Source organism: Curtobacterium sp. AG1037 (assembly GCF_003349855.1).
GTDB lineage: Bacteria > Actinomycetota > Actinomycetes > Actinomycetales > Microbacteriaceae > Curtobacterium > Curtobacterium citreum.
The window spans coordinates 20118-45398 of record NZ_QQAO01000004.1 but is presented as its reverse complement, the minus strand read 5'-3'; the positions used below and the strand labels follow the sequence as shown (position 1 = coordinate 45398).

The window sequence follows — 25281 nt, the reverse complement described above, 5'->3', positions numbered from 1 at the left end:
GTGGTCTGGGCCGGCCGGGAGGCGCCTGGCGGCTCCGGCGGGCAGGTCCTGACCGGTGGGTGCCCGCGTCCGGCGACGGTGGTCCCGTCACCGGACGCGGGCTCCGGTGGTGCCTACTTGCTGTTCTCGAGCGCGGTCTTCACCGTGTCGACGAGCTCGCCCCAGGAGACGTTGAACTTGTCGACGCCCTCCTTCTCGAGCAGCGCCACGACGTCGTCGTAGTCGACACCAGCGGCGGCGATCTGGTCCATGACCTGCTGTGCGTCGTCGTACGAGCCGGCGATCGCGTCGCCGTGGATCTCGCCGTGGTCGAACGTGGCGTCGAGCGTCTTGCCCGGCATGGTGTTGACCGTGTTCGGCGCGGCGAGCTCGGTCACGTACAGGGTGTCGGGCAGCGACGGGTCCTTGACACCGGTCGAGGCCCAGAGCGGACGCTGCGTGTTCGCACCGGCCTCGAGCAGGCCCAGGGCACGCTCGGTGGCGAACGCCTCGGTCCAGACCTGGTAGGCGAGCTGCGCGTTGGCGATGCCGGCCTTCGACTTGAGGGCCTTCGCCTCGTCGGTGCCGACGGCGTCCAGGCGCTTGTCGATCTCGGAGTCGACGCGCGACACGAAGAACGACGCGACCGAGTGGATCTTCGAGAGGTCGTGGCCGGCGGCCTTGGCCTTCTCGAGGCCACCGAGGTAGGCGTCGATGACGGCGCGGTAGCGCTCGAGCGAGAAGATCAGGGTGACGTTCACCGAGATGCCGGCACCGATGACCTCGGTGATGGCCTCGAGGCCCTCGACGGTCGCGGGGATCTTGATGAGGACGTTCTCGCGGCCGACCTTCTCGAACAGGAACTTCGCCTGCTCGATGGTCTTCGCGGTCTCGTGCGCGAGGCCCGGCTCGACCTCGATCGAGACGCGGCCGTCGAAGCCCTTGGTCTCGTCGTAGATCGGCTTGAAGACGTCGGACGCGTTCGCGACGTCCTGGGTGGTGATCTCGAAGATCGCGTCGGTCACGTCGGTGCCCGCGGCGGCGAGCTCCTTGACCTGCGCGTCGTAACGCTCGCCCTTGGCGAGGGCCGACGCGAAGATCGTCGGGTTCGTCGTGACGCCGACGACGTTCTTCTGCTCGATCAGCTCGGAGAGCTTGCCGGTCTCGAGGAGCTCCCGCGAGAGGTCGTCGAGCCAGATGCTGACGCCGACCTCGGAGAGGGCGGCGGTGGGGGTGTTCTCAGCCATGGTGTTCCACTTCTTCTTTCGTCGGCCCGGAGGCCGTGGACTGTGGGCCGGGAGGCGCGGGGCGGGACCCGCCACGAGCCTCCCGGCAGCAGGGCCGGATCCGGCGTACCGGATCCGGCCCTGGAGGGTCAGGAAGCTGCGATCGATTCCTTGGCGGCGGCCACGACGTGCTCCGTCGTGAAGCCGAACTCCGCGAAGAGCCGCTGGTAGTCGGCCGACGCACCGAAGTGCTCGATCGAGACGCTGCGGCCCTTGTCGCCGACGATGTCCCGCCAGCTCATCGCGATGCCGGCCTCGACCGAGACGCGCGCGGTGACGGCCTTCGGCAGGACCTGCTCGCGGTAGTTCTCCGACTGCTCGAAGAACCACTCGAGGGACGGCGCGCTCACGACGCGGGCGTTGATGCCCTCGCCCTTGAGCTGCTCGCGCGCGTCGACGGCGATCTGGACCTCGGAGCCGGTCGCGATGAGGATCACGTCCGGGGTGCCGTTCGGCGCCTCGGCCAGGACGTACGCGCCCTTGCCGACGTTCTTCGCCGAGGCGAAGGTGTCGCCGGAGGCCTCGCCCTCACCGCGCTCGAACACGGGGAGGTTCTGACGGCTCAGCGCGATGCCGGCCGGGCGATCCTTGTGCTTGAGCATCTCGAGCCAGGCGTAGGAGACCTCGTTCGCGTCGGCCGGGCGGACGACGTCGAGACCCGGGATCGCACGGAGGGCGGTGAGCTGCTCGATCGGCTGGTGCGTCGGGCCGTCCTCGCCGAGGGCGATGGAGTCGTGCGTCCAGACGTAGATCGCCGGTGCGCCCATGAGCGCGGCGAGACGGACCGCCGGACGCATGTAGTCGCTGAAGATCAGGAAGGTGCCGCCGAAGGGGCGGGTGTTCCCGTGCAGGACGATGCCGGACAGGATCGAGCCCATCGCGTGCTCGCGGATGCCGAAGTGCAGCACGCGGCCGTACGGGTCGGTGCTCCAGGTCTTCGTGCTCGCCTCGGCCGGACCGAAGGACTTCGCGCCCTCGATCGTGGTGAGGTTCGACTCGGCGAGGTCCGCCGAACCGCCCCAGAACTCGGGCATGAGCGGCGCGATGGCGTTGATGACCTTGCCGGAGGCGGCGCGGGTCGAGACGTCCTTCTCGGTGGAGAAGACCGGCAGGGCCTCCTCGAGGCCCTCGGGGAGCTCGCCGGCGTTGATGCGGTCGAGCATCGCCTTCTTCTCCGGGTTGGCCGCGGCCCACGCGTCGAAGGTCTTGGTCCACTCGGCGTGCTCGGCCTGGCCCTTGGCGACGGCGCCGCGCGTGTACTCGAGGACCTCGGGGTCGACGTGGAAGGTCTGCTCGGGGTCGAAGCCGAGGACCTCCTTGAGGCCCTTCAGCTCCTCGCCACCCAGGGCGGAGCCGTGGATCTTGCCGGAGTTCTGCTTGGTCGGCGACGGCCAACCGATGATCGTCTTGAGGACGATGAGCGACGGCTTGGTCGTCTCGGCCTTGGCGGCCTCGACGGCGCGGTAGAGCTCCTCGACGTCCTCGGAGTACTCGCCGGTCTTCTTCCAGTCGACGTGCTGGACGTGCCAGCCGAGCGACTCGTAGCGGGCGGCGACGTCCTCGGAGAACGCGATGTCGGTGTCGTCCTCGATCGAGATCTGGTTCGAGTCGTAGAACACGACCAGGCGACCGAGCTGCTGGCGGCCGGCGAGGCTCGCGGCCTCGTTCGTGACGCCCTCCTGCATGTCACCGTCACCGGCGATCACGTAGGTGAAGTGGTCGAACGGCGACTCGCCGTCGGCGGTCTCCGGGTCGAACAGGCCGCGCTCGAAGCGCTGCGCGTAGCCGAAGCCCACGGCCGAGGCGAGACCCTGGCCGAGCGGTCCGGTGGTGATCTCGACGCCGTCGGTGTGGCCGTACTCCGGGTGACCCGGGGTCTTCGAGCCCCACTTGCGCAGGTGCTGCAGGTCCTCGAGCTCGAGGCCGTAGCCGTGCAGGTAGAACTGCACGTACTGCAGGATCGAGGCGTGGCCCGCCGACAGGATGAAGCGGTCGCGGCCGATCCAGGTGGAGTCGCTGGGGTCGCGACGCATCACCTTCTGGAAGAGCAGGTGGGCGACGGGCGCGAGGCTCATCGCGGTGCCGGGGTGACCGTTGCCGGCGGCCTCGACCGAGTCGGCGGCGAGGACGCGCGCCGTGTCGACGGCCTTCTTGTCGATGGCGTCCCAGGTGAATTCAGCCACTTGGATGTTGACCCTTCGTTGTTGCGACATGTGCGAGGGCTCGTGCCATCGCACGGACATGATCGCCGTCCCGGGGCCGGGTGTCGTGCTGCCGTCCGAACGGCGGCCGACCGGCTCGGTACGGCCGACGTCTTCGGGGCGCGCACTACGGGAGGCCCCTCCAGCATAGTGACCACGCACTCAGAAGGTGTCCAGGTGACGCGGCCACCGTGTCGGTGCGCCGCAGTGGCTCTGGCGGTCCGGCGGGGCGGGGCATCATCGCGGCGCCGTGATGGCCTAAACTAAGCAGGACCCGTGTGCATTCCGGGTCGACGCACGCCCCGACGACGACGGAGCCGTCCACCGAGTGTGCGAGCTGACGCGAACAGACTGAGGTTCCCTTGCCGACTGCCACCGTGACCCGGCCCGACACCGATCGACCCCGCTCGACGCTGTCCCGCAAGGTCCGTGCGTACGTCTCGCTGACCAAGCCGCGCGTCATGGAGCTCCTGCTCGTCACGACCGCGCCGACGATGTTCCTCGCCGAGCGCGGCGTCCCCGACCTGTGGCTCGTGTTCTGGACGATGCTCGGCGGGGCGATGTCCGCCGGGTCCGCGTCGGCCTTCAACTGCTACATCGACCGCGACATCGACCGGCTGATGAAGCGCACGAGCTCCCGTCCGCTCGTCACCGGCGAGCTGTCGGACCGCGAAGCGCTCGTGTTCTCGTGGGTGCTCGCCGTGCTGTCGACGGCGGTCCTCGGCTTCCTCGTGAACTGGCTCGCGGCCGCCCTCAGCGTCGTCGCGATCCTCATCTACGTCTGCGTCTACACGCTGTGGCTCAAGCGCCGCACGCCGCAGAACATCGTCTGGGGCGGGTCCGCCGGCTGCATGCCCGTGCTCATCGGCTGGGCCGGGGTCACCGGCTCGCTGACGTGGACGCCGATCATCCTCTTCATGGTGATCTTCCTCTGGACGCCGCCGCACTACTGGCCGCTGTCGATGAAGTACCGCGACGACTACGACGCGGCCGCCGTGCCGATGCTCGCGGTGGTCCGGGGCCGCACGGTCGTCGGCCTGCAGGTCGTCCTGTACGCCTGGGCGACGCTCGTCTGCTCGCTGCTGCTGATCCCGGTCGCCGGCATGGGGCCGCTCTACACGGTCGTCGCGCTGGCCGGCGGCACCTGGTTCGTCGTCGAGTCGCACCGCCTGTACTCGCGGGCGATCCAGCACGTCGAGCACGTGCAGCCGATGCGCGTCTTCCACAGCTCGATCACCTACCTGACGCTGCTGTTCATCGCGGTGGGCATCGACCCCCTGCTGCCGCAGGTCTTCACCTTCTCGCTGTAGCGGCGGGCGCCCGGGGCTCCCGGGAGACGGTCGTCGCGTTCCGCGAGACGCCCGCCTGCGCCCGAGACGCCCTCCTGTGCACGAGACGCCGCCGGTTCCGGCGGCGTCTCGTGCGTTCGGGGGCGTCTCGCGTCGGCGGTGCGCGGCGACGGACTGGAGGCACGGGGCGGGCCGGTGCCGTGCCTCCCGTCCGGTGGGTGGGTGCGTCGGTCCGGCGGCACGCGCCGGGGTGACGGCGTGACGGCGTGACGGTCGATCGTCGCCGTCGTGGGTCACCGCCGCTGTCGTCCGACCGCGGACGTGACGCTCCGTCGGTCGGCGCGGTGGCGATCCCGGTCGTCCGGCGGCAGCGACGCAGCCGCGACGCGCCCGGGACGACGGAATCCCGCGGACCGAGGGCCCGCGGGGTTCCGGTGGTGGGCCGGGTCAGGCGTGCAGCGGTTCCCGCGCGGCCTGGCGTCCGGCGGTGCCCCGCGTCGACAGGACCACGACGGTCACCGCACCGACCAGGAGTCCGGCGAGGACCATGTGCGTCCCGACGAGCCCGACCGGCAGGCCCGTGCGGGCCTGGGTGAGGCCGACCGCGATCTGGACGAACTCGACCACGAGGAGCAGGAGCGCCCAGGTGCTCGGCAGGCGCAGGCGGACCGCGCCGACGACGAGCACGAGCGTCAGGGCGAACAGGGCGTAGGCCGGGATCGCGTGCAGGTGCTCCATGAGGGCGGGGTCGAACCCCGTGCGGTGCAGACGGCCGCCGTCCACGGCCTCGTCCGCGCCGGCGTGCGGGCCGGAGCCGGTGGTCAGGATCCCGACGAGCACGGTCACGGCGACCGCCGCGACGGTGCCGCTGACGACACCGCGGTACCAGCCCGGGACGAGTCGGTCGGCGGTACGGGGCCCCCGCATCGCGCGGTAGACCATCGTCGCGGTGATCGCCACGAGGGTCGCGGAGACGACGAAGTGCAGGCCGACGACGAAGGGGTTGAGGTTCGTCAGGACGCTGAGGCCGCCGATCACGGCCTGGACCGGGATGGCCACACCCTGTGCGAACGCGAGCCAGAACAGCTCCGGGCGGGTACGGCGCATCCGGACGACCGCCAGGAACGCGGCGATCGCGACGACGACGAGCACGAAGGTGAGGAGCCGGTTCCCGAACTCGATGACGCCGTGGATGCCCATCTCGGGCGTCGACACGAGCGACTCGGCGGTGCACTTCGGCCACGTGGGGCACCCGAGGCCGGAGGCGGTCAGGCGCACGAGCCCACCGGTGCCGATGAGCACCACCTCGACGACGAAGGAGGCCCAGGCCAGCCAGATCACGCGGCGGTCGACCGACCGGGGGAGGGACCACCACCGTGCGGTGCCGCCGTCCGGTGCGACGCTCTGCTCGACGGTGGGTCCGACGCGAGTCACGAGGGTGGTGCCTTCCTGTTGTTCGGTGCGGCGAACCTGTAGGATTCGAGGGTTCAGCAGCAGTCAAGTCTAGGCAGGCGCCGGCTCCGAATGGGCCGTGATCGCGGATCGGTCGGACGACTGCGTGGAACCATTGTCGTTGCGAGGCAGCAACAGCGTGGCCGACCTGCACGTGACGAGCGTGTCGGAGGTCTGCGGTGGAATGGCGTCCGGACGCCACGGGTTCACCCGGAGACGCTGCCGTGCGAGAAGGAAACGAGGAGACCATGTCCGACGTGCTCATCGACCGTCCCGAGCTCGAAGGGCTCGGCCAATACGAGTTCGGCTGGTCCGACTCCGACACCGCCGGTGCGTCCGCGCGCCGTGGCCTCTCCGAGGAGGTCGTCACCGACATCTCCACCCGCAAGGGCGAGCCCGAGTGGATGCAGAAGCTCCGCCTCAAGGCCCTGACGCTCTTCGACCGCAAGCCGATGCCCTCGTGGGGCGCCGACCTGTCGGACATCGACTTCGACAACATCAAGTACTTCGTCAAGTCCACGGAGAAGCAGGCCCAGACCTGGGAAGAGCTGCCCGAGGACATCCGCAACACCTACGAGCGCCTGGGCATCCCCGAGGCCGAGCGCCAGCGCCTGGTCGCCGGCGTCGCCGCGCAGTACGAGTCCGAGGTCGTCTACCACCAGATCCGCGAGGACCTGGAGCAGCAGGGCGTCATCTTCATGGACACCGACACGGCGCTCCGCGAGCACCCGGAGTTCTTCGAGGAGTACTTCGGCTCCGTGATCCCCGCCGGCGACAACAAGTTCGCCGCGCTCAACACGGCGGTCTGGTCCGGCGGCTCGTTCGTCTACGTCCCGAAGGGCGTGCACGTCGAGATCCCGCTGCAGGCCTACTTCCGGATCAACACCGAGAACATGGGGCAGTTCGAGCGGACGCTGATCATCGCGGACGAGGACTCCTACGTCCACTACATCGAGGGCTGCACGGCGCCGATCTACAAGTCGGACTCGCTGCACTCCGCCGTGGTCGAGATCATCGTCAAGAAGAACGCCCGCGTCCGGTACACGACCATCCAGAACTGGTCGAGCAACGTCTACAACCTCGTCACCAAGCGTGCGATCGCGCACGAGGGCGCCACGATGGAGTGGATCGACGGCAACATCGGCTCCAAGGTCACGATGAAGTACCCGTCGATCTACCTCGCGGGCGAGCACGCCAAGGGCGAGACCCTGTCGGTGGCCTTCGCGGGTCCCGGGCAGCACCAGGACGCCGGCGCGAAGATGATCCACATGGCGCCCTACACGACGTCGTCGATCGTCTCGAAGTCGATCGCCCGTGGCGGCGGTCGTGCGGGCTACCGCGGCGAGGTCCGGGTGGACCCGGCGGCCCACCACGCGGCGAACACCGTGCGCTGTGACGCGCTCCTCGTCGACACCGTCAGTCGGAGCGACACCTACCCGGCCATCGACATCCGCGTCGACGACGTGCAGCTCGGGCACGAGGCCACGGTGTCCCGTGTCAGCGAGGAGCAGCTCTTCTACCTGATGTCCCGCGGCATGCCCGAGGACGAGGCGATGGCGATGATCGTCCGCGGCTTCATCGAGCCGATCGCCCGCGAGCTCCCGATGGAGTACGCGCTCGAACTCAACAAGCTCATCGAGATGAGCATGGAAGGATCCGTCGGCTAGTGAGCAGCTCCACGCCCACCCCCCGCATCGACCAGCCGGTCGCCCCCGCGCCCGGCTCGGAGCAGCACGGTGCGAAGGCCCACTCGGACGGCGGCTGGGACGCCCCGGACGCCGCCGCGAAGAAGGTCCCCGTCCAGACCCGCTCGGAGCGCCCGCAGTCGGGTGACCTCGACGCGTTCGCCCCGGTCACCGGTCGCGAGGTCAACTGGAAGTTCGCGCCGATCGCCAAGCTCCAGCCGCTGCTCGACGGCGGACTCGACGGCTCCGCCTACCCGTTCCTCGCCCGTCAGACCGAGGGCGCGGACGTCGAGTGGGGTCGCAGCGACGACCCGGCCGTCGGGACCGCGGGTCTGCCCGAGGACCGCGCCGCGGCCGCCGCGTGGACCGCGCGCGACGCGGTGCTCAAGGTCACCGTCAAGGCGACCGAGGCACACGAGTCCATCTCGATCACCCGCTCGGACTTCGGCACGCAGGCCCGCGCGGCGCACACGGTCATCACGGCCGAGCAGCACGCGCAGGGCATCGTCGTCATCGACAACCGTGGCTCGGCGCTGCTCAGCGAGAACGTCGAGATCGTCGTCCGCGACGGTGCGCGCCTGACCGTCGTCAGCCTGCAGGACTGGGACGACGACGCGGTGCACGTGTCGACGCAGTTCGCCGAGGTGGGGCGGGACGCCTTCCTCAAGCACGTCGTGGTCTCGCTCGGCGGCGACGTCGTCCGGGTCAACCCGTCCACGCACCTCGGCGCGCAGGGCGCGGACACCGAGATGTACGGCGTGTACTTCGCCGACGCCGGGCAGTACATCGAGCAACAGGTCTACGTGAACCACGACGCGCCGAACACGCGCGGCCGGGTCAACTACAAGGGCGCGCTGCAGGGCGAGGGCGCGCACACGGTCTGGATCGGCGACGTGCTCATCGGCCGCGCCGGCGACGGCACCGACTCGTACGAGCAGAACCGCAACCTCGTGCTCACCGACGGCACGCGCGCGGACAGCATCCCGAACCTCGAGATCGAGACCGGCAACATCGAGGGCGCCGGCCACGCCAGCGCCACCGGTCGGTTCGACGACGAGCAGCTGTTCTACCTGCAGGCCCGCGGCATCCCCGAGGAAGAGGCCCGTCGCCTCGTCGTCCTGGGCTTCCTGGTGGAGGTCATCCAGAAGATCGGCTCACCCGAGCTCGAGGAGCGCCTCATCGCCGCGGTGGAGCAGGAGCTCGCCGAGGGCCGCACCGCGGTGGCCGCGCCCGCCGACGAGCAGGCAGACGCCTGATGGCCGAGAAGGTCTGCGCCGAGTCGGAGATCGCCGTCGACAGCCCGATGCGGGTCGTCGTCGACGGGACGGCCGTCGCGATCGTGAAGGACTCCGCGGGCACCGTGCACGCGATCGGCGACACCTGCACGCACGGGGACATCTCCCTGGCCGAGGGCTTCGTCGAGGGCGACACGCTCGAGTGCTGGGCGCACGGCTCCCGGTTCTCGCTCGCGACGGGGAAGCCGCAGAACTTCCCGGCCTACGAGCCCGTCCCGGTCTTCCGGGTCGAGGTCCGGGACGGCGACGTGTACGTCGACGTCCACGACCCCGTGCCCGTCGACTGAGCCCCGGCTCCTCCCACTCTTCCCGCGCGGCTGACGCCGCACCCCAGCTGCAACCGAAGGAACACACGCAATGTCCACTCTGGAAATCCGCGACCTGCAGGTCTCGATCGACACCGACCAGGGCACCAAGGAGATCCTGAAGGGTGTCGACCTCACCATCAACGAGGGCGAGATCCACGCGATCATGGGGCCGAACGGCTCCGGCAAGTCGACCCTGGCGTACACGATCGCCGGGCACCCGCGCTACAACGTCACGGGTGGCTCGATCACGCTCGACGGCGAGGACGTCCTGTCGATGAGCGTCGACGAGCGCGCCCGCGCCGGCATGTTCCTCGCGATGCAGTACCCGGTCGAGATCCCGGGCGTCACGGTGTCGAACTTCCTGCGCACCGCCAAGACCGCGATCGACGGCGAGGCCCCGGCCCTGCGCGGCTGGGTCAAGGACCTGCGTCAGTCGATGGCCGACCTCAAGATGGACAGCTCGTTCGCCGAGCGCAACGTCAACGAGGGCTTCTCGGGCGGCGAGAAGAAGCGCCACGAGATCATGCAGCTCGAGCTCCTCAAGCCGAAGTTCGCGGTGCTCGACGAGACCGACTCCGGCCTCGACGTCGACGCGCTGAAGATCGTCTCGGAGGGCGTCAACCGCGCGAAGGCCGCGACCGGCCTCGGCGTGCTGCTCATCACGCACTACACGCGCATCCTCCGCTACATCAAGCCGGACTTCGTGCACGTGTTCGTCGCGGGCAAGGTCGCGGAGCAGGGCGGCCCCGAGCTCGCCGAGCGCCTCGAGAACGAGGGCTACGACCGCTACGTCCAGGCAGCTGCGGCGGGCAACTGATGATCACCGCACTCTCCCCGGAGAAGTTCGACGAGGTCGTCGAGGGCCTCAAGGAGGTCCAGGACCCGGAACTCGGCGTGAACATCGTCGACCTCGGTCTGATCTACGACCTCGCCATGGACGACGAGGCGAACGCGCTCGTGATCAGCATGACGCTGACGAGCGCGGGCTGCCCGCTGACCGACGTCATCGAGGGTGACACGGCCAACGCGCTCGACGGCATCGTCGACGCGTTCCGCATCAACTGGGTGTGGATGCCGCCGTGGGGTCCGGAGCGGATCACCGACGACGGGCGCGAGATGATGCGCGCGCTCGGCTTCTCGATCTAGTCGCGACCACCTGCAGGACGGGCGCGCCCCGCTCTACGGCGACGCGAAGCGGCGCGCGGGGCGCGCCGACCGAGCCTGCGAGGGAGGGCGGTGCCAGCTGGCACCGTGCCTCCCGTCCGTCGTCCGGGCGCCGCGCTCGGACCCGTCCCGTCGAATGGGCCACATCTGGCCCGTTCGGCGCCCCCGGCCGACCGGATGTGCCCGTCCGGCGAAGCGCTCGCGGCCTGTCGTGCCCGCTCGCCGAGGCGGTCACTCCGACGAGAGAGCGTGCTGACGCGCGTGCGCGTCCGACCCGGACACGCAACAGGGCCCCGCACCGTCCGGTGCGGGGCCCTGCTACGTGTGGGGGGCGCCGGAGGTCAGCGGCGGCCGACCAGCTTCCACGCCAGGGGCAGCACGCCAGCGGCGATCAGGGCCTTGGCGACACCGCCGACGATGAACGGGTACAGGCCGGCGGCCAGCACCGACTGCAGGTCGTTCGGCGCGCCGAGCTGGCCGAGGACGACCGCGAGCCAGGGCAGGCCGAAGACGAAGGGAACGGCGCTGGCGATGAGCATCGCAGCGCCCGCGCGCAGGAAGTGCTTGTCCCAGTCGCGCTCGGCGAGCCAGCCGACCACCCCGGCCGCGACGACGAAGCCGATCACGTAGCCGAAGCTCGGAGAGACGAGCGCCGCGAAGCCCCCGGTGTGCTCGGCGAACACGGGGAGACCGAGAAGGCCGACGACCGCGTAGAGCAGGAGCGAGAGCGTGCCGCGGCGTGCACCGAGGGTGGCACCGACGAGGACGACGGCGAGCGTCTGTCCGGTGATCGGCACCGGCCACATCGGGACCTGCACCTGCGCCATCGCGGCGGTGAACAGGGCACCGCCGGCCACGAGGGCGACGTTGGTGGCGAGGCCGTGCGTGCGGAGGCGGTCGGCGAGGACTGCGCGGCGAGCGAACCCGGTGGCGTTCGTCATGGATTCTCCTAGAATGGACTGCTGGTCCCGTTCGGGACCATCGGTCCCGTCAGCGTAGCGGTGCACCTCCCGCACACACCGTTGTGCACATCCACCAACTGATTGGACGTCCTCTGTGCTTGCCGTGCACGAACTCGAGATCCGCGTCGGGGCCCGCCTCCTCATGCAGGACGTGTCCTTCCGCGTCGAGAAGGGCGACAAGATCGGTCTCGTCGGCCGGAACGGCGCGGGCAAGACCACGATGACCAAGGCCCTCGCGGGGGAGACGCAGCCCACCGGCGGCAAGATCGACCGCTCGGGCGAGATCGGCTACCTGCCGCAGGACCCTCGTTCCGGCAACCCCGAGGACACCGCGCGCAAGCGCATCCTCGACGCCCGCGGGCTCGGCGAGCTCGTGGAGGGGATCCGCCAGGCGACGCTCGACATGGCGAGCGAGGACCCGGACGTCGCCGAGAAGGCCATGCGTCGCTACAGCCGGCTCGACGACCAGTTCAACGCCCTCGGCGGGTACGCGGCCGAGGCCGAGGCGGCGTCGATCGCGTCGAACCTCAAGCTGCCGGACCGCATCCTCGACCAGCCGCTCAAGACGCTCTCCGGTGGACAGCGCCGCCGCATCGAGCTCGCCCGCATCCTGTTCTCGGACGCGGACACGATGATCCTCGACGAGCCGACGAACCACCTCGACGCCGACTCGATCGTCTGGCTCCGTGAGCACCTGAAGACCTACCCGGGCGGCGTCATCGTGATCTCGCACGACGTCGAGCTCGTCGACGAGGTCGTCAACCGTGTCTTCTACCTCGACGCGAACCGGCAGTGCATCGACGTCTACAACATGGGGTGGAAGCTCTACCAGCGCCAGCGTGCCGCCGACGAGGAGCGCCGCCGCAAGGAGCGCGCGAACGCCGAGAAGAAGGCCGCGACGCTCAAGGACCAGGCCGCCCGGTTCGGTGCGAAGGCCACGAAGGCCGCGGCGGCGCACCAGATGGTCGCCCGGGCCGAGAAGCTCCTGGCCGGACTCGAGGACGAGCGCGCCGTCGACCGCGTGGCGAAGCTCCGATTCCCGACGCCCGCCGCCTGCGGCCGGACGCCGCTCATGGCCGAGGGGCTCTCGAAGTCGTACGGCTCGCTCGAGATCTTCGCCGGCCTCGACCTGGCGATCGACCGCGGCTCGCGGGTCGTCATCCTCGGTTTCAACGGCGCGGGCAAGACGACGCTGCTGCGCATCCTGGCTGGCGCGGACCAGCCGGACACGGGCGAGATCCTGCCGGGTCACGGCCTGCGCATCGGGTACTACGCCCAGGAGCACGAGAACATCGACGTGAACCGCACGGTGATCGAGAACATGGTGTCGGCGTCGCCGAACCTGACCGAGACCGAGGCGCGCCGCGTGCTCGGCTCGTTCCTGTTCACCGGCGACGACGGCTACAAGAAGGCCGGGGTCCTGTCCGGTGGCGAGAAGACCCGCCTGTCGCTCGCGATGATCGTCGTGTCCGGCGCGAACGTGCTGCTGCTCGACGAGCCCACGAACAACCTCGACCCCGCTTCGCGCGAGGAGATCCTCGGTGCGCTGGCCGGGTACGAGGGTGCCGTCGTCCTGGTGTCGCACGACGCCGGTGCGGTCGAGGCGCTGAACCCCGAGCGGGTCCTGCTGCTGCCGGACGGCACCGAGGACCACTGGAACAAGGACTACGCGGAGCTCATCGAGCTCGCGTAGGACCGTCGGGCGTCAGCGGCCGGCGCCGAGCAGCTGGTCCTCGACCTCGTCGTCGGACTTCGGCTTGGCGTCCTTCTGCCGCTGCCGCTCGAGCGCGCGCTCACGCTCGTCGGGGTCGTCCTGGTTGAGGTTCCGGTACTCCTGCACCATCACGTAGGCCAGGAACCCGAAGCCACCAGCGGCGAACAGGAACCACTGGATGAAGTAGCTGAGGTGCAGCCCGGTGTCGGCGGACGGGCGGTCCCAGCCGAGCGGGGCCGCCTGGGCCGGCGCGGGGGACTCGGACGCGAGCTGCCCGTAGGCACCGGTCCAGATCGGCACGTCCACCTTGTCGGCGACGTCGGGCAGCGTGACCGACTGCACCTGGTCGGTGTGGGACGGGTCCGACCGGCCGGGGATGCGCGGTTCGCTCTGCTGCAGCCGTGCGGTCACGGTGACCTCGCCGCTCGGGGGAGCGGGGACGTGGTCCGGGGCGTCCTGCCGGTTGCCGGTCGGGACCCACCCACGGTCGACCACGAAGGCGCGTCCGTCGGCGGTGACGAGCGGCGTCAGCACCTCGAACCCGGGCTGCCCGTTGTGCACGCGGTTGCGGACGAGGAGCTGCTCGTCGACGTCGTACCGGCCGGTGACCTGCACCCGGAGCCAGGTGTCGCCGTCGTCCCAGCTGCCCGCGCGCGGGAGCGCCTCGTCCAGGGGGACGGGGGTGTGGTCGTAGTTCGCGGCGATCTGCTCGTTCTGCCGGACCGCCTCGTTCCGCCGGTCCCACTGCCACATGCCGAACAGGGTGCAGACGATCGCGAACGCGACGGCGATCGCGAAGTAGCCGAGCCACCGGCGGCTGCGGACGAACCGCCAGCCGACGGTCGGCCCGTCGGCAGCAGTGCTGTCGGCAGCGGTGTCGGTGCTGCCGGACGAGCCTGCACGGCTGCGCTCCGCTTGACGCTGCAGCTTGGCAGCGTGCTTCCGGCCGTACCGGCTGCTCGGGTCGAACGGGTCGGTCATCGTCCGGTGCCGGTGGAGCGCACCCCGACGTCGTTCTTCGGCGCGTCCTCACGCGTCCGGACGTCCTCGAGCCGCTCGACCTCTTCCTGCATGCCCGTCACCCGCACCGGGAAGGACCGCGAACGGAGGTAGTCGGCGAGGAAGTCGCAGTGCTCGTCGCACGCGGCCCAGATCTTGACCCGGTCGGTGGCGTGGATGCGCGGGTTCCGCCAGTTGATGCGCCACTCGGCGGTCTCACTGCAGCCGGCCCGTGAGCACACCGGAGTCGAGCCCGGCTCGGTGAAGAGGTCGAAGGTCGCGCCCATCAGCGCCGGGCCTTCGACCGCGCGGTCCAGACGCGGGAGCGGTCGCCGTTCCGTTGCCACTCTTCCTGCGCGTGCTGCGCCTGTTCACGCAGGCGCTCCTGCTCGGCGCGGTAGGCCTCAGCCCGGGCGTCCTCCTGCTGCTCGCGGAGGCGGGGGTCGACGGCGTCGTAGAGCTCGATGGCACCGGCGGGCGTCACGATGTCGCTCTCTGCCTGGCTGCCGGCGTTCGCCAGGATCACGGCGACCCAGGGGATGACGGCCGCGGCGACGATCGGGATGACCGCCAGCCACGTGTGCCACGCGGACCAGATGAGGACGGCGCCGACGAAGCACACCACGCGGAACGCCATCTGCCAGACGTACTTGGACAGGCGGTGCGCCCGGTCCAGCTCCGGGGAGTCCGGGAGCGTCGTGATGCTCTGCATCGCGGTGGTACGCGACTTCGTGCGCTGCGACTTCATACGGTGTTCTTCCTCTTCCCGGTGACCAGCCTAAGCCCGCACCACCGACAGTGGGCCAGCCGCGCGGGGGACAACTGCGGGTACCGGCTCCGGTACGCTCGTCCGGGCGTGTCCGGCGGGTCCGACCGACCGGACGCCCGGTACCACCACACGAACGGAGCGACCATGAGCACCCCCCGAACCGTCCTGATCACCGGCGGCAACCGCGGCATCGGCCACGCGCTGGCGGAGCGCTTCGTCGCAGAGGGCCACCGCGTCGCCGTGACCTCCCGGAGCGGCACGGGCGGACCCGAGGGCGCGCTCACCGTCGCCGCGGACATCACCGACTCCGCCTCGGTCGACGCCGCGTTCACGCAGGTCGAGGCCGAGCTCGGCCCGGTCGAGGTCCTCGTCGCGAACGCCGGGATCACGAACGACCAGCTCCTGCTCCGCATGTCGGAGGAGGACTTCACGAGCGTCGTCGACACGAACCTGACGGGCACCTTCCGCGTCGTCAAGCGCGCCACGAAGGGGATGATGAAGGCGAAGTTCGGCCGCATCGTCCTCATGTCGAGCGTCGTCGGTGCGTACGGCCAGGTCGGCCAGGTCAACTACGCCTCGTCGAAGGCGGCGCTCGTCGGCATGGCGCGGTCGATCACCCGCGAGCTCGGGTCCCGCGGCATCACGGCGAACGTCGTCGCGCCCGGGTTCATCCAGACGGACATGACGGCCGCGCTCCCCGAGGAGCTGCAGGCCGAGTTCAAGAAGCAGATCCCGGCGGCGCGCTACGGCACCGTCGAGGACGTCGCGGCGGCCACGCTGTTCCTCGCCGGCGACGGCGCCGGGTACGTCTCCGGAGCGGTCATCCCGGTCGACGGCGGTCTCGGGATGGGCCACTAGGCCGTCCCGCGGGCCGGGTCAGCCCCGCAGGCCCAGCGTCGCGAGCACGGCGGACAGGTCGCGGTCCACGACCGCCACGTCCGCCCGTGCGCGCACGAGCGGCTTCGCGTCGAACGCCACGCCCAGCGCCGCGACGCCGAGCATGACGAGGTCGTTCGCGCCGTCGCCGACCGCCACGGTCCGCGAGAGGGGCACGTCGTCCTCGGCGGCCCACGCCCGCAGGGTCTCGGCCTTCGCCGCCGCGTCCACGACGTCGCCGGACACCCGGCCGGTCAGGGCGCCGTCGACGACCTCGAGCCGGTTGGCCCGGCAGTGGTCCAGCCCGAGCCGTGCGGCGAACGGGTCGAGGACCTCGTGGAACCCGCCGGACACGACGCCCACGGTCCCGCCGGCGGCGTGCACGCCGCGGACGAGTCCGTCGGCGCCCCGCGTCACGCGGACCGCCTGCTGCGCGCGCGTGCAGACGTCGGCCGGGAGGCCCGCCAGGGTCGCGACCCGCTCCCGGAGGCTCTCGGCGAAGTCGATCTCCCCGCGCATGGCGCGCTCCGTCACCGCCTGCACCTGTGGCCGGGTCCCGGCGTGGTCGGCGAGGAGCTCGATGACCTCGTCCTCGAGGAGGGTGGAATCGGCATCGAGGACGACGAGGAAGCGGGGCACGGACCAACGGTACCGACTGCCGGAGGCGCGGCCGACGTCCGTGACGTCAGCCGCGCCTCCAGGCCGGTGGTGCCACGTCGACGACGTGACCCGCTACGCCTCGACGCGGACGCCCTTGCCGACGACCGTGATCCCGGACTCCGTCACCGTGAAGCCGCGGGCCTCGTCGGTCTCGCGGTCCACGCCGACCTGCGCGCCCGGCGCGATGACGACGTCCTTGTCCAGGATCGCGTGGTTGACGATCGCGCCGGCGCCGATGGACGCACGCTCGAAGACGATCGAGTCGAGGACCTTCGCACCGGAGTCGATCCCGCACCAGGGACCGATGACGCTGCGCTCGACCTGCGCGCCCGAGAGCAGGCAACCGAGCGAGACGATCGAGTCGACCGTGGAGCCGGTGTTGCCGTTGCCGTCGCGGACGAACTTCGCCGGGGGCAGGTTCGTCTGCTGGTTGAAGATCGGCCAGTCCTGGTTGTACAGGTTGAAGACCGGGACGGGCGCGATCAGGTCCATGTGCGCGTCGAAGAACGAGTCGATCGTCCCCACGTCGCGCCAGTAGTACCGGTCGCGTTCGTTCGAACCGGGCACGTCGTTGCGCTGCAGGTCGTAGACACCGGCGTCGCCGCGGGACACGAAGTCCGGGACGATGTCGCCGCCCATGTCGTGCGCGCTCGTCTCGATCTGCCCGTCGCGGAGCACCGCGTCGACGAGGGCGTCGGCGTTGAAGACGTAGTTGCCCATCGACGCCAGGATCTCGCCGGGGGAGTCGGCCAGCCCGACGGCGTCCTTCGGCTTCTCGAGGAACGCGTCGATCTTGGTCGGGTCGTCCTCGTCGACCTGGATCACGCCGAACTGGTCGGCGAGGCCGATCGGCTGGCGGATCGCCGCGACCGTGGCACTGCGGCCGGAATTGATGTGGGCCTCGATCATCTGCGAGAAGTCCATGCGGTAGACGTGGTCGGCACCGACCACGACGACGATGTCCGGGCGCTCGTCGCGGAGCAGGTTGAGCGACTGCAGGATCGCGTCGGCGGACCCGGCGAACCAGCGCTTGCCGAGTCGCTGCTGCGCGGGCACCGAGGCGACGTACGAGCCGAGGAGCCCCTCCATGCGCCAGGTCTCCGCGACGTGGCGGTCGAGGCTGTGCGACTTGTACTGCGTCAGGACGACGATCTTCTGCAACCCGGAGTTGACCAGGTTGGAGAGCGCGAAGTCGATGAGTCGGAAGTTCCCGCCGAACGGGACTGCGGGCTTCGCGCGGTCGGCGGTGAGCGGCATGAGCCGCTTGCCCTCGCCACCGGCGAGGACGATGCCGAATACCTTCTTTGGTGCCATGTGGTTCACAGTAGGCGTCCGGACAGCGAACCCGTTACGTTGAACCAGTGCGAGTCGATCTGCTGACCAGGGAGTATCCGCCGGAGGTCTACGGCGGAGCGGGTGTCCACGTTGCCGAACTCACCGCAGCGCTGCGGTCGGGGACGGACACGGACGTCCGCGTGCGGGCCTTCGGGGCCTTCCGCGACGAGACCGATGTCTGGGCGTACCGCACGCCCGCCGGCCTGGAGCAGGCGAACGGCGCGCTGCAGGCCCTCGGCACGGACGTCGCGATCGCGGCCGACGTCGCCGGTGCGGACCTCGTGCACTCGCACACCTGGTACGCGAACGCCGCCGGACGGATCGCGCAGCTCACCCACGGCATCCCGCACGTGGTCACCGCCCACAGCCTCGAGCCGCTCCGCCCGTGGAAGGCCGAGCAGCTCGGCGGCGGCTACCGGCTCTCGAGCTGGATGGAGCGCGAGGCGTTCGAGAACGCCGACGGCGTGATCGCCGTGTCGAAGGCCATGCGGGCCGACATCCTGCGCTCGTACCCGTCGATCGACCCGGCGAAGGTGCGGGTCGTCTACAACGGCATCGACATCGAGGAGTGGAAGCCGACCGTCGACGAGGACGCCGTCCGCGCGCTCGGCATCGACCCGTCGAAGCGCTCCGTGGTGTTCGTCGGCCGGATCACGCGGCAGAAGGGCCTGCCGTACCTGCTCCGCGCGGTGGCCTCGCTCCCCGAGGACGTCCAGATCGTGCTGTGCGCCGGCGCCCCGGACACTCCCGAGATCATGGCCGAGGTCACCGGGCTCGTCGAGTCGCTCCGCGAGACGCGGCAGGGCGTGGTCTGGATCGACCGGATGCTCTCCCACCGCGAGGTTGTGAACGTGCTGTCGTCCGGCACCGTGTTCGTCTGCCCCTCGATCTACGAGCCGCTCGGCATCGTGAACCTCGAGGCGATGGCGTGCGGCATCCCGGTCGTCGGCACGAAGACCGGCGGCATCCCCGAGGTCGTCGCGGACGGTCTGACCGGGCGCATCGTGCCCATCGACCAGGCGCAGGACGGCACGGGCACCCCGAACGACCCCGACCGCTTCGTCGCCGACCTCGCCGCGACCCTGGACGAGGTGCTCGCCGACGAGGGCCTGGCGAAGCTCATGGGCCGCGCCGGACGCCTCCGCGTGGAGTCCGAGTTCACGTGGGACGCGATCGCCCACCGGACACGGCAGGTCTACGACGAGGTGCTCGCGCAGAACCCGTAGGCTGGAGCACATGCCCTCGGTCGTGCGCTTGTCAGACGTCTCCGTGGTCCGCAACGGGGCCACCATCCTCGACGGGATCTCGTGGGAGGTGCAGGACGACGAACGCTGGGTGGTGCTCGGCGCGAACGGTGCCGGCAAGACCACGCTGCTGCAGGTCGCGGGCGCGCAGACGTTCCCCACGTCGGGGTCCGTCGAGGTGCTCGGGACCGACCTGGGCGGCGCCGACCTCTTCGACCTCCGTCCGCGCATCGGCTTCGCGTCCACCGCGCTCGCCCGGCGCATCCCGGTGACCGAGAAGGTCGTCGACGTCGTGCTCACCGCGGCGTACTCGGTCACGGGTCGCTGGAACGAGGAGTACGAGGAGCTCGACGTCCGCCGCGCCCAGCGCGTGCTCGAGGAGTGGGGCCTCGGTGCCTTCACGGAGCGCACCTTCGGCGAGCTGAGCGACGGCGAGCAGAAGCGCGTGCAGATCGCCCGTGCCGTCATGACCGACCCCGAGGTCCTGTTCCTGGACGAGCCGGCCGCGTCGCTCGACCTCGGTGCCCGCGAGAGCCTGGTCCGGACGCTCGGCGGCTACGCGCAGAGCAGCGACTCGCCCGCCATCGTCGTGGTCACCCACCACGTCGAGGAGATCCCCGCGGGCTTCACCCACGCCCTGGTGCTCGCGGACGGCCACGTCCAGGCGTCCGGCGCGATCGACGAGGTGCTCACCGACGCCACCCTGACCGAGGCGTTCGGCGTCGCGCTCACCGTGACCGAGGACGCCGGCCGCTGGACGGCACGCGCGGCCTGACCTGCTCCTGTTCCGGCCCGTCTTCTGGTATCGTGGACGGCTGGCGCACGCCGCAGACTTCCCGTGCGGTGCTCACTCGAGTGCCCGCACATTCCCACCATCTCCAACCGAGGAATCTCCATGAAGACCGACATCCACCCCGAGTACAACGCCATCGTCTTCCGCGACCTGGCCTCCGGTGAGACGTTCCTGACGCGTTCGACCGCGACCAGCGACAAGACCATCGAGCTCGACGGTGCGACCTACCCGGTCATCGACGTCGAGATCTCGTCCGCGTCGCACCCGTTCTACACGGGCAAGCAGCGCATCCTCGACTCGGCCGGTCGCGTCGAGAAGTTCAACCAGCGCTTCAAGGGCTTCAGCAAGTAGGTCCCGAACGCCTGACGGGCGGTCCTCCTCCGGGAGGGCCGCCCGTTCTGCGTGTGCGGGCGGGCGCTCGCGGGCGCGCGACGGGAGGGCGAGCGATGGGAGGGCTGGGCACGTTTCGGGCCCAGCGACACGTCACGGGGTCGCGAGCGCGCGAGCTGTCGCTCAGCGCGTGAGGACGGACGGGAGGCGCGGGGCGGGGCGGCACCGTGCCTCCAGGCCGGTGGGTGGCCGCGTGGCGGACGCGGGCGGACAGGCGGCGCGGCCCGGCCGGCGCGCGTCCCGGCTGCGCGGCCCGGCGCGGTCAGGCGCGCGCGACCGCCGCCGCGGCCAGCGCCACGATCTCCTCGCCGGCGCGCACGCCCGCGGCGTGCGTCACGGTGCAGTGCGGCGCGGTCCACCCGACGGCGTGGAGCTCGCCGTGCGCCGGCCGGAGCGCGACGTCCGCCCACGCGAGCATGTCCCGGTCGAGCAGCGAGTCGCCCGCGGCGACGGTGGTCGTGGCGCTGACACGCGCGGCGACCTCGGCGAGGGCACGTTCCTTCCGGATCGCTCGGGGCACCGCGTACAGCTTGCGGCCCTGGAGCGACACGACCCACCCGAGCAGGTCGAGCGCGGCGACGAGGTCCTGCAGCGCGGCGTCGGGAAGCGCCGCGCGGTCGACGACGGCGTAGACGAACAGCTCCTCGGCGCGGTGGTTCCGGAGCAGGGCGCCGGTGGGCAGGAGGCCCAGGAAGCGTTCCTCGGCCTCGGGGAGCGGCGCCGACGAGGACGCGATGTCCGACCGGAGGGACTCCGCCCAGTCGGCGTCCGGCGTGCCGCCGTGCAGGATGACGGCCCCGTTCGTGGTGACCGCCCAGCCGTCCGTGGGCAGGGGCAGGCGGATCCGCCGGTACTGCGCCACGGTCCGGGTCGTCACCGGCACCACGGTCGCGCGCGCGCCGAGGGCGCCGAGGGCGTCCTCGGCGGGACGGGTCATGAAGGACAGGGGCGCGCCCTGGTACACCTCGGCGACGACGAGCGGCGGTGCCTGGTCGTCCGGGCCCTCGAGCAGCAGGGCGGCCGCGGAGTAGACGAGCGTGCGGTCGAGGTCGAACCCGACGACGGCGCTCACGGCGTGGCCGCCGTGACGGGCTGCTCGACGACCCGGCTGCCGAGTGGGTGGATGAGCCCCACGCAGCTGTACGCCAGGTCCGGCCGGGTCACGACGGGCACGCCGCGTTCGCGAGCGAGCGCGACGACGTGCGCGACGTCGACGTCCTCGGGGTCGCGGACGAGCACCTGCCACGGGACGCGGCGGAGGAGCACGCGGGTCGTCTCGCCGACACCGGGTTTGACGAGGTGCAGGTCCTCGATGCCGTACTCGGCGCCGATCGCCTCGACGGTGCGCATGCCCCGCCAGTCCACGGCGCGGTCGGCGGCCGGGGCCGCGGTGGGGGCCTGCGCCGCGTCGGTTGCCAGCGCGGCGATCACCCGGGGGCGGACGGCGTCGAACCGGTCCTCGATCGCGGCCACGAACGCCCGCGAGTGGTCGCGGTCGCCCAGGTGCCGGTACTGCTTCGCACCGTGCAGCGTGCCGAGCGGCGTCACCGACCGGTTGAACACCGTGCGCGAGACCAGGCCGGACACCGTCGAGTTGAGGCAGGCCGACGGCACGAGGTAGTCGTCCCGGGTGCCGTGCAGCGGGGTGCACCCGGCCGGGTCGGCCAGCACGGCGAGGTCGTCCCGGAACCGGACGCCGTCGGTCTCCGCGAACCGGTCGAGCGCGGCCGTGAGCTCCCGGGTGATCGCGCCCTTGCCGGTCCAGCCGTCGACGAAGACGACCTGGTCGGGGTCGTGGTGGGCGGCGAGCCACCGGAGCGCGGTCTCGTCGATGCCGACGCCGCGGACGATGCTCGCCGTGACGTGGGGGAGCAGCACGCCGTGGTACCGGGCAGCCCAGCGGCGGACGAGGATCCCGATCGGGGTCCCGGCCCGGGCGAGGGACACGAGCACCGGACGCCCCCGGTCGTGCAGGACGAGCTCGGTCACGATGCCGACCGCCTCGGCCACGCGGTCGGCCGAGCGGTGCAGCGCGTCCTCGTAGAGCCGCTCGTAGGCGGGCGACGGCACGTACTCGACGGGCAGCGACTCGGCGTAGTTGGCGCCCTCGAGCTGGATCGCGCGCTCCCGGTCGGCGGTGTCGGCCTCGAGTGCGACGTCGGCCAGGTCCTGCAGCAGCCACGTGACGTCGTCGGGCTCGTACGACCCGAACGACGGCCCGGTCAGTGGACGCGGCCCGGCGTCGGCTGGGGAGCCGCCGGACCGGTCGAGCGCCGACTCGACGAGGACCACCCGGGGTGTCACCGCGGCCAGGGCGGCGAGGAGGCCGTCGTCGCCGTCGAGCAGCGCGCGGTCCGTCCCCGGCTCGGGCAGCACGACGATCGCGTCGAAGCCGCGGACGTTGTAGGCGAACCGCTCACCCGGACCGTCGACGGTCCGTTCGCGCGACCGGAACCGGATCCCGGAGCGCACCGGCCACGCGGGGTCGTCGAGCACGGCGACGGGGGAGCGGGTGGTGGTCGAGGACGTCACGTCCAGCCCGGTGCGCCGGAGCGCGTCCGCCACGACGAGCGGCGTGTGCATGTGCTCCTCGGCGCCGAGCACGAGCACGCGTCCGGGGGCGGCCCCGAGCAGGGGCCGGAGGTCGGCGGCGGTGCCCTCGACGTCGGTGCGCGGCAGGCGGGTGCGGCTCGCGGGGACGCCGGTGCGGTCCGTCGCGGTCGGCGCGGCGCGCAGGGTGGTCACCTCGGCGGCCGGCCGGGAGGCACGGGGTGCGTCCGTCGGGTCGTCCCCTGTCCCGACGTGGCTGGCGCTGTCGGCGCTGACGGCGCCGGGGCTGAGGTCGACGGCGTGGGCCGCGATGAGGTCGGCGGCCGCCTGCGGCAGGCCGTCGGGTAGCGAGACCGCGCCCCGCCCGAGCGCGACGACCGTCACGGGCGCGCCGAGCTCGTCACCGAGGGCGTCGGTGGCCGCGACGTCCGCCGGGGTCCGGAGGTCGACCAGGGTCGCCACCACCCAGCGTCGCTGCGGTGCGAGGGCGTGGAGCGCGCGGATGGTCGCTCGGGCGGTCGCGCCCGTGCTCAGCTCGTCGTCCACGAGGACGACCGTGCCGTCGCCGGGGAGCCAGTCCGGGTCCTCCGGCAGCAGTCGGTGGGCGGTCGCGTGCGAGTGGGCCTCGTCGAAGCCCGCCGCGGCGACGGCACCCTCGGGGTCGTGCCGCGTCGAGTGGAGGGACCGCGCGCCGAGGGTCTCGGCGACCATCGCGCCGAGGGCGGTGGCGGTCTCCGCGAAGCCGAGCACGAGGACGTCCGGGTGGTCCGGGCGGTGGACGGCGAGGTCGGTGCGGAGCGTGGTCGCGGCGCGGTGCCGGTCGGCGCGGTCCCGTTCCCCGTCCGTGGTGGCCGTCGGCAGCAGGGCCGTGAGGCGACCGATCGTCGCGTCGTCGACCCGGTGTCCGTCGTCGAGGACGTCGGCGACGCGGGCGCCCAGGACCTCGCCGGCGGCGAGGGCCACGGCCGGCACCGTGGGGACGTGCTTGGCGAGGACGGTCGAGACGAGCAGGTGCGCGCGCTTCGGGTTCCGTCGGAGGGCGACGCGCACGAGCTCGCCGAGCGGGACGGTTGCGGTCCTGTCGGGGGCGTCGGTGTCCTTCGGCGCGTCGCTGAGCACGACCCCGAGGTCGGCGGGCGTGGGCAGGGTCACGGCAGGCTCCGTTCCAGCAGGTCGACGAAGGTCACGTCGGGTGCGGCCACCCCGAACGCACGGGCCCGGAGCAGCGTCCGCTCGGCCCACTCGTGGTGGGGCTTCATCTCGTTCATCTTGTTGCCGTAGCGCGAGGCCGCGGCGCCGCCCGAGGTGTTCGCGAGCACGTCCTCGGCGTCGGAGAACTCCTCGTCGCTGACGACCGACATCGCGTGCACGAGGGGCACGTGCCGGGGATGGATCACCGTCTTGCCGGTCAGGCCGTTCGCGCGGTCGAGCGTGACCTCGCGCAGCAGCCCGTCGAAGCCCTCGAGCAGCAGCTGCCGGCGGAGGGCGAGGTCGCCCGCCTGCTCGAACGGCGTCGACCGGAGTTGCGTCCGGAAGACCCGGTCCGAGTCGGGGTAGTGCTCCCACACCGGGCCGGCGACCACGAACCCGTCGCCCGAGCGACCGAGGACGTTCACGACCTCGCCGATCACGGACGCCAGCACCTGCACGTCGTACACCGTGAGGTGCGACGGCCGCCGGAGCCCGTAGACGCTCGACAGGTCGGTCGCGCCGATGCGCACCGCGAGGACGTCGCGCCGCCTGTCGACCAGCACGTCGCGGATCGCGGTGAGGGCGTCGGTGCGGGTCTCGCGGTGGATGATCGACGGCGACTCCAGGATGGGCATCACCACGAGCCGGTGGTCGTCCGGGCGCCCGGCGTTGCAGTCGTCCAGGACCCGGAACCAGCGGTCCCCGACGCCGTCCTGCGCCTCGAACTTCGGCAGCACGATGCCGGTCAGGACGTCGAGCGCCTCTGGTCCGACCCGGTCGGCGAAGCGCGCCAGGTGCTCGGCGTCACGGACGCGGACGAACAGCTGCGGGAGCGTGTCGGGGTCCTCCGACCGCGCGAGCTCGCGGAGCGCGGCGTCGATGTTGTCCTCGGCGCGGGGCAGGTCCGCGTCGGCGACCGAGTCCTCGAGGCAGAGCACGATGGAGGCGGCCCCGAGCTCCCGCTGCCGGCGGACGTCACGGACCAGGTCCGGACGGATCCCCGGTGTGTACAGCGTCGCGCCGAGGGCGACCGCGCGGAGGGTGGTGTCGCTGCTCCGGGTGACGTCCTCGGGCGGCTGCCGGAAGAACGCCCGGTGCCCGTCCGGATCACTCCGTTCGAGCTCGGCGAAGTGGCGCAC

At 71.4% G+C, this 25281-nt stretch carries 23 protein-coding genes; 11 read left to right on the top strand and 12 right to left on the bottom strand.

What is annotated here, in order from left to right:
* Positions 1–113: 113 nt before the first annotated feature.
* Both tal and tkt read right to left on the bottom strand, forming a co-directional pair.
* On the bottom strand, positions 114–1226 hold the full coding sequence (gene tal, locus DEU32_RS07055) for a transaldolase (protein ID WP_114849930.1): 1113 nt from the start codon (positions 1224–1226) through the stop codon (positions 114–116).
* 128 nt (positions 1227–1354) lie between these two features.
* Positions 1355–3448 carry a transketolase gene (gene tkt / locus DEU32_RS07050; protein WP_114849929.1) on the bottom strand — a complete coding sequence of 698 codons (2094 nt, stop codon included), beginning with the start codon at positions 3446–3448 and terminating at the stop codon, positions 1355–1357.
* Positions 3449–3843: 395 nt separating this feature from the next.
* Here tkt and DEU32_RS07045 point away from each other — a divergent pair, with 395 nt between their 5' ends.
* Complete coding sequence (locus tag DEU32_RS07045; protein WP_114849928.1) at positions 3844–4776, top strand: heme o synthase; 933 nt, start codon at positions 3844–3846, stop codon at positions 4774–4776.
* Between the two features lie 426 nt (positions 4777–5202).
* On the opposite strand, the gene DEU32_RS07040 is transcribed toward DEU32_RS07045, so the two are convergent.
* A complete protein-coding gene (locus DEU32_RS07040; protein ID WP_114849927.1) occupies positions 5203–6189 on the bottom strand; it encodes a heme A synthase in 987 nt (328 codons plus the stop codon).
* Positions 6190–6455: 266 nt separating this feature from the next.
* Here DEU32_RS07040 and sufB point away from each other — a divergent pair, with 266 nt between their 5' ends.
* The 5 genes from sufB (at position 6456) to DEU32_RS07015 (ending at position 10641) form a co-directional block, all read left to right on the top strand.
* Entirely contained in the window at positions 6456–7874 is a 1419-nt protein-coding gene (gene sufB, locus DEU32_RS07035) for a Fe-S cluster assembly protein SufB (RefSeq protein WP_114849926.1), read from the top strand.
* Complete coding sequence (sufD, locus tag DEU32_RS07030) at positions 7874–9148, top strand: Fe-S cluster assembly protein SufD (protein WP_114849925.1); 1275 nt, start codon at positions 7874–7876, stop codon at positions 9146–9148. Before sufB ends, sufD begins: the two co-directional genes overlap by 1 nt.
* Positions 9148–9474, top strand: coding sequence for a non-heme iron oxygenase ferredoxin subunit (locus DEU32_RS07025; protein ID WP_213143203.1), 327 nt, complete (start codon positions 9148–9150; stop codon positions 9472–9474). Before sufD ends, DEU32_RS07025 begins: the two co-directional genes overlap by 1 nt.
* A 70-nt stretch (positions 9475–9544) precedes the next feature.
* Positions 9545–10312 (top strand): Fe-S cluster assembly ATPase SufC, encoded by a 768-nt coding sequence (gene sufC / locus DEU32_RS07020; protein ID WP_058727807.1) that lies wholly within the window; start codon positions 9545–9547, stop codon positions 10310–10312.
* Positions 10312–10641, top strand: coding sequence for a metal-sulfur cluster assembly factor (locus DEU32_RS07015; RefSeq protein WP_022902786.1), 330 nt, complete (start codon positions 10312–10314; stop codon positions 10639–10641). The genes sufC and DEU32_RS07015 overlap by 1 nt, the downstream gene beginning before the upstream one ends.
* A gap of 359 nt (positions 10642–11000) precedes the next feature.
* Here the strand turns inward: DEU32_RS07015 and DEU32_RS07010 are convergent, their stop codons facing one another.
* A complete protein-coding gene (locus tag DEU32_RS07010) occupies positions 11001–11600 on the bottom strand; it encodes a biotin transporter BioY (RefSeq protein WP_114849924.1) in 600 nt (199 codons plus the stop codon).
* Positions 11601–11715: 115 nt separating this feature from the next.
* On the opposite strand from DEU32_RS07010, the gene DEU32_RS07005 reads away from it, so the two are divergent.
* Positions 11716–13314 (top strand): ABC-F family ATP-binding cassette domain-containing protein, encoded by a 1599-nt coding sequence (locus DEU32_RS07005; protein WP_058743387.1) that lies wholly within the window; start codon positions 11716–11718, stop codon positions 13312–13314.
* 12 nt (positions 13315–13326) lie between these two features.
* Here DEU32_RS07005 and DEU32_RS07000 read toward each other — a convergent pair whose 3' ends face one another.
* The 3 genes from DEU32_RS07000 to DEU32_RS06990 are packed head-to-tail and all read right to left on the bottom strand — an operon-like array spanning position 13327 to position 15082.
* Positions 13327–14316 (bottom strand): SURF1 family protein, encoded by a 990-nt coding sequence (locus DEU32_RS07000; RefSeq protein WP_114849923.1) that lies wholly within the window; start codon positions 14314–14316, stop codon positions 13327–13329.
* Complete coding sequence (locus tag DEU32_RS06995) at positions 14313–14621, bottom strand: hypothetical protein (protein WP_373286835.1); 309 nt, start codon at positions 14619–14621, stop codon at positions 14313–14315. Before DEU32_RS06995 ends, DEU32_RS07000 begins: the two co-directional genes overlap by 4 nt.
* Positions 14621–15082, bottom strand: coding sequence for a DUF3099 domain-containing protein (locus DEU32_RS06990; protein ID WP_114849922.1), 462 nt, complete (start codon positions 15080–15082; stop codon positions 14621–14623). Before DEU32_RS06990 ends, DEU32_RS06995 begins: the two co-directional genes overlap by 1 nt.
* 165 nt (positions 15083–15247) lie before the next feature.
* On the opposite strand from DEU32_RS06990, the gene fabG reads away from it, so the two are divergent.
* Positions 15248–15961: a 3-oxoacyl-ACP reductase FabG gene (gene fabG, locus DEU32_RS06985; protein WP_114850118.1), complete on the top strand. Its 714-nt coding sequence runs from the start codon at positions 15248–15250 to the stop codon at positions 15959–15961.
* Positions 15962–15979: 18 nt separating this feature from the next.
* Here the strand turns inward: fabG and serB are convergent, their stop codons facing one another.
* Entirely contained in the window at positions 15980–16618 is a 639-nt protein-coding gene (serB, locus tag DEU32_RS06980; RefSeq protein ID WP_114849921.1) for a phosphoserine phosphatase SerB, read from the bottom strand.
* A gap of 93 nt (positions 16619–16711) precedes the next feature.
* Positions 16712–17953, bottom strand: coding sequence for a glucose-1-phosphate adenylyltransferase (locus DEU32_RS06975; RefSeq protein ID WP_114849920.1), 1242 nt, complete (start codon positions 17951–17953; stop codon positions 16712–16714).
* A 47-nt stretch (positions 17954–18000) separates the two neighbouring features.
* On the opposite strand from DEU32_RS06975, the gene glgA reads away from it, so the two are divergent.
* The 3 genes from glgA to DEU32_RS06960 all read left to right on the top strand — a co-directional run bounded on the left by glgA (position 18001) and on the right by DEU32_RS06960 (position 20362).
* On the top strand, positions 18001–19200 hold the full coding sequence (gene glgA, locus DEU32_RS06970; RefSeq protein WP_114849919.1) for a glycogen synthase: 1200 nt from the start codon (positions 18001–18003) through the stop codon (positions 19198–19200).
* A 10-nt stretch (positions 19201–19210) separates the two neighbouring features.
* Positions 19211–19993, top strand: a complete 783-nt coding sequence (locus DEU32_RS06965) for an ABC transporter ATP-binding protein (RefSeq protein WP_114849918.1) — start codon at positions 19211–19213, stop codon at positions 19991–19993.
* Positions 19994–20113: 120 nt separating this feature from the next.
* Positions 20114–20362, top strand: a complete 249-nt coding sequence (locus DEU32_RS06960; protein WP_058743381.1) for a type B 50S ribosomal protein L31 — start codon at positions 20114–20116, stop codon at positions 20360–20362.
* 301 nt (positions 20363–20663) lie between these two features.
* Here the strand turns inward: DEU32_RS06960 and DEU32_RS06955 are convergent, their stop codons facing one another.
* From DEU32_RS06955 to DEU32_RS06945, 3 genes are read right to left on the bottom strand one after another with little or no spacing between them, the layout of a single operon-like run.
* Entirely contained in the window at positions 20664–21473 is an 810-nt protein-coding gene (locus tag DEU32_RS06955) for an HAD family hydrolase (RefSeq protein ID WP_114849917.1), read from the bottom strand.
* Positions 21470–24103 (bottom strand): phosphoribosyltransferase domain-containing protein, encoded by a 2634-nt coding sequence (locus DEU32_RS06950; protein ID WP_220152771.1) that lies wholly within the window; start codon positions 24101–24103, stop codon positions 21470–21472. The genes DEU32_RS06955 and DEU32_RS06950 overlap by 4 nt, the downstream gene beginning before the upstream one ends.
* Positions 24100–25281, bottom strand: coding sequence for an HpcH/HpaI aldolase/citrate lyase family protein (locus tag DEU32_RS06945; RefSeq protein WP_114849915.1), 1182 nt, complete (start codon positions 25279–25281; stop codon positions 24100–24102). Before DEU32_RS06945 ends, DEU32_RS06950 begins: the two co-directional genes overlap by 4 nt.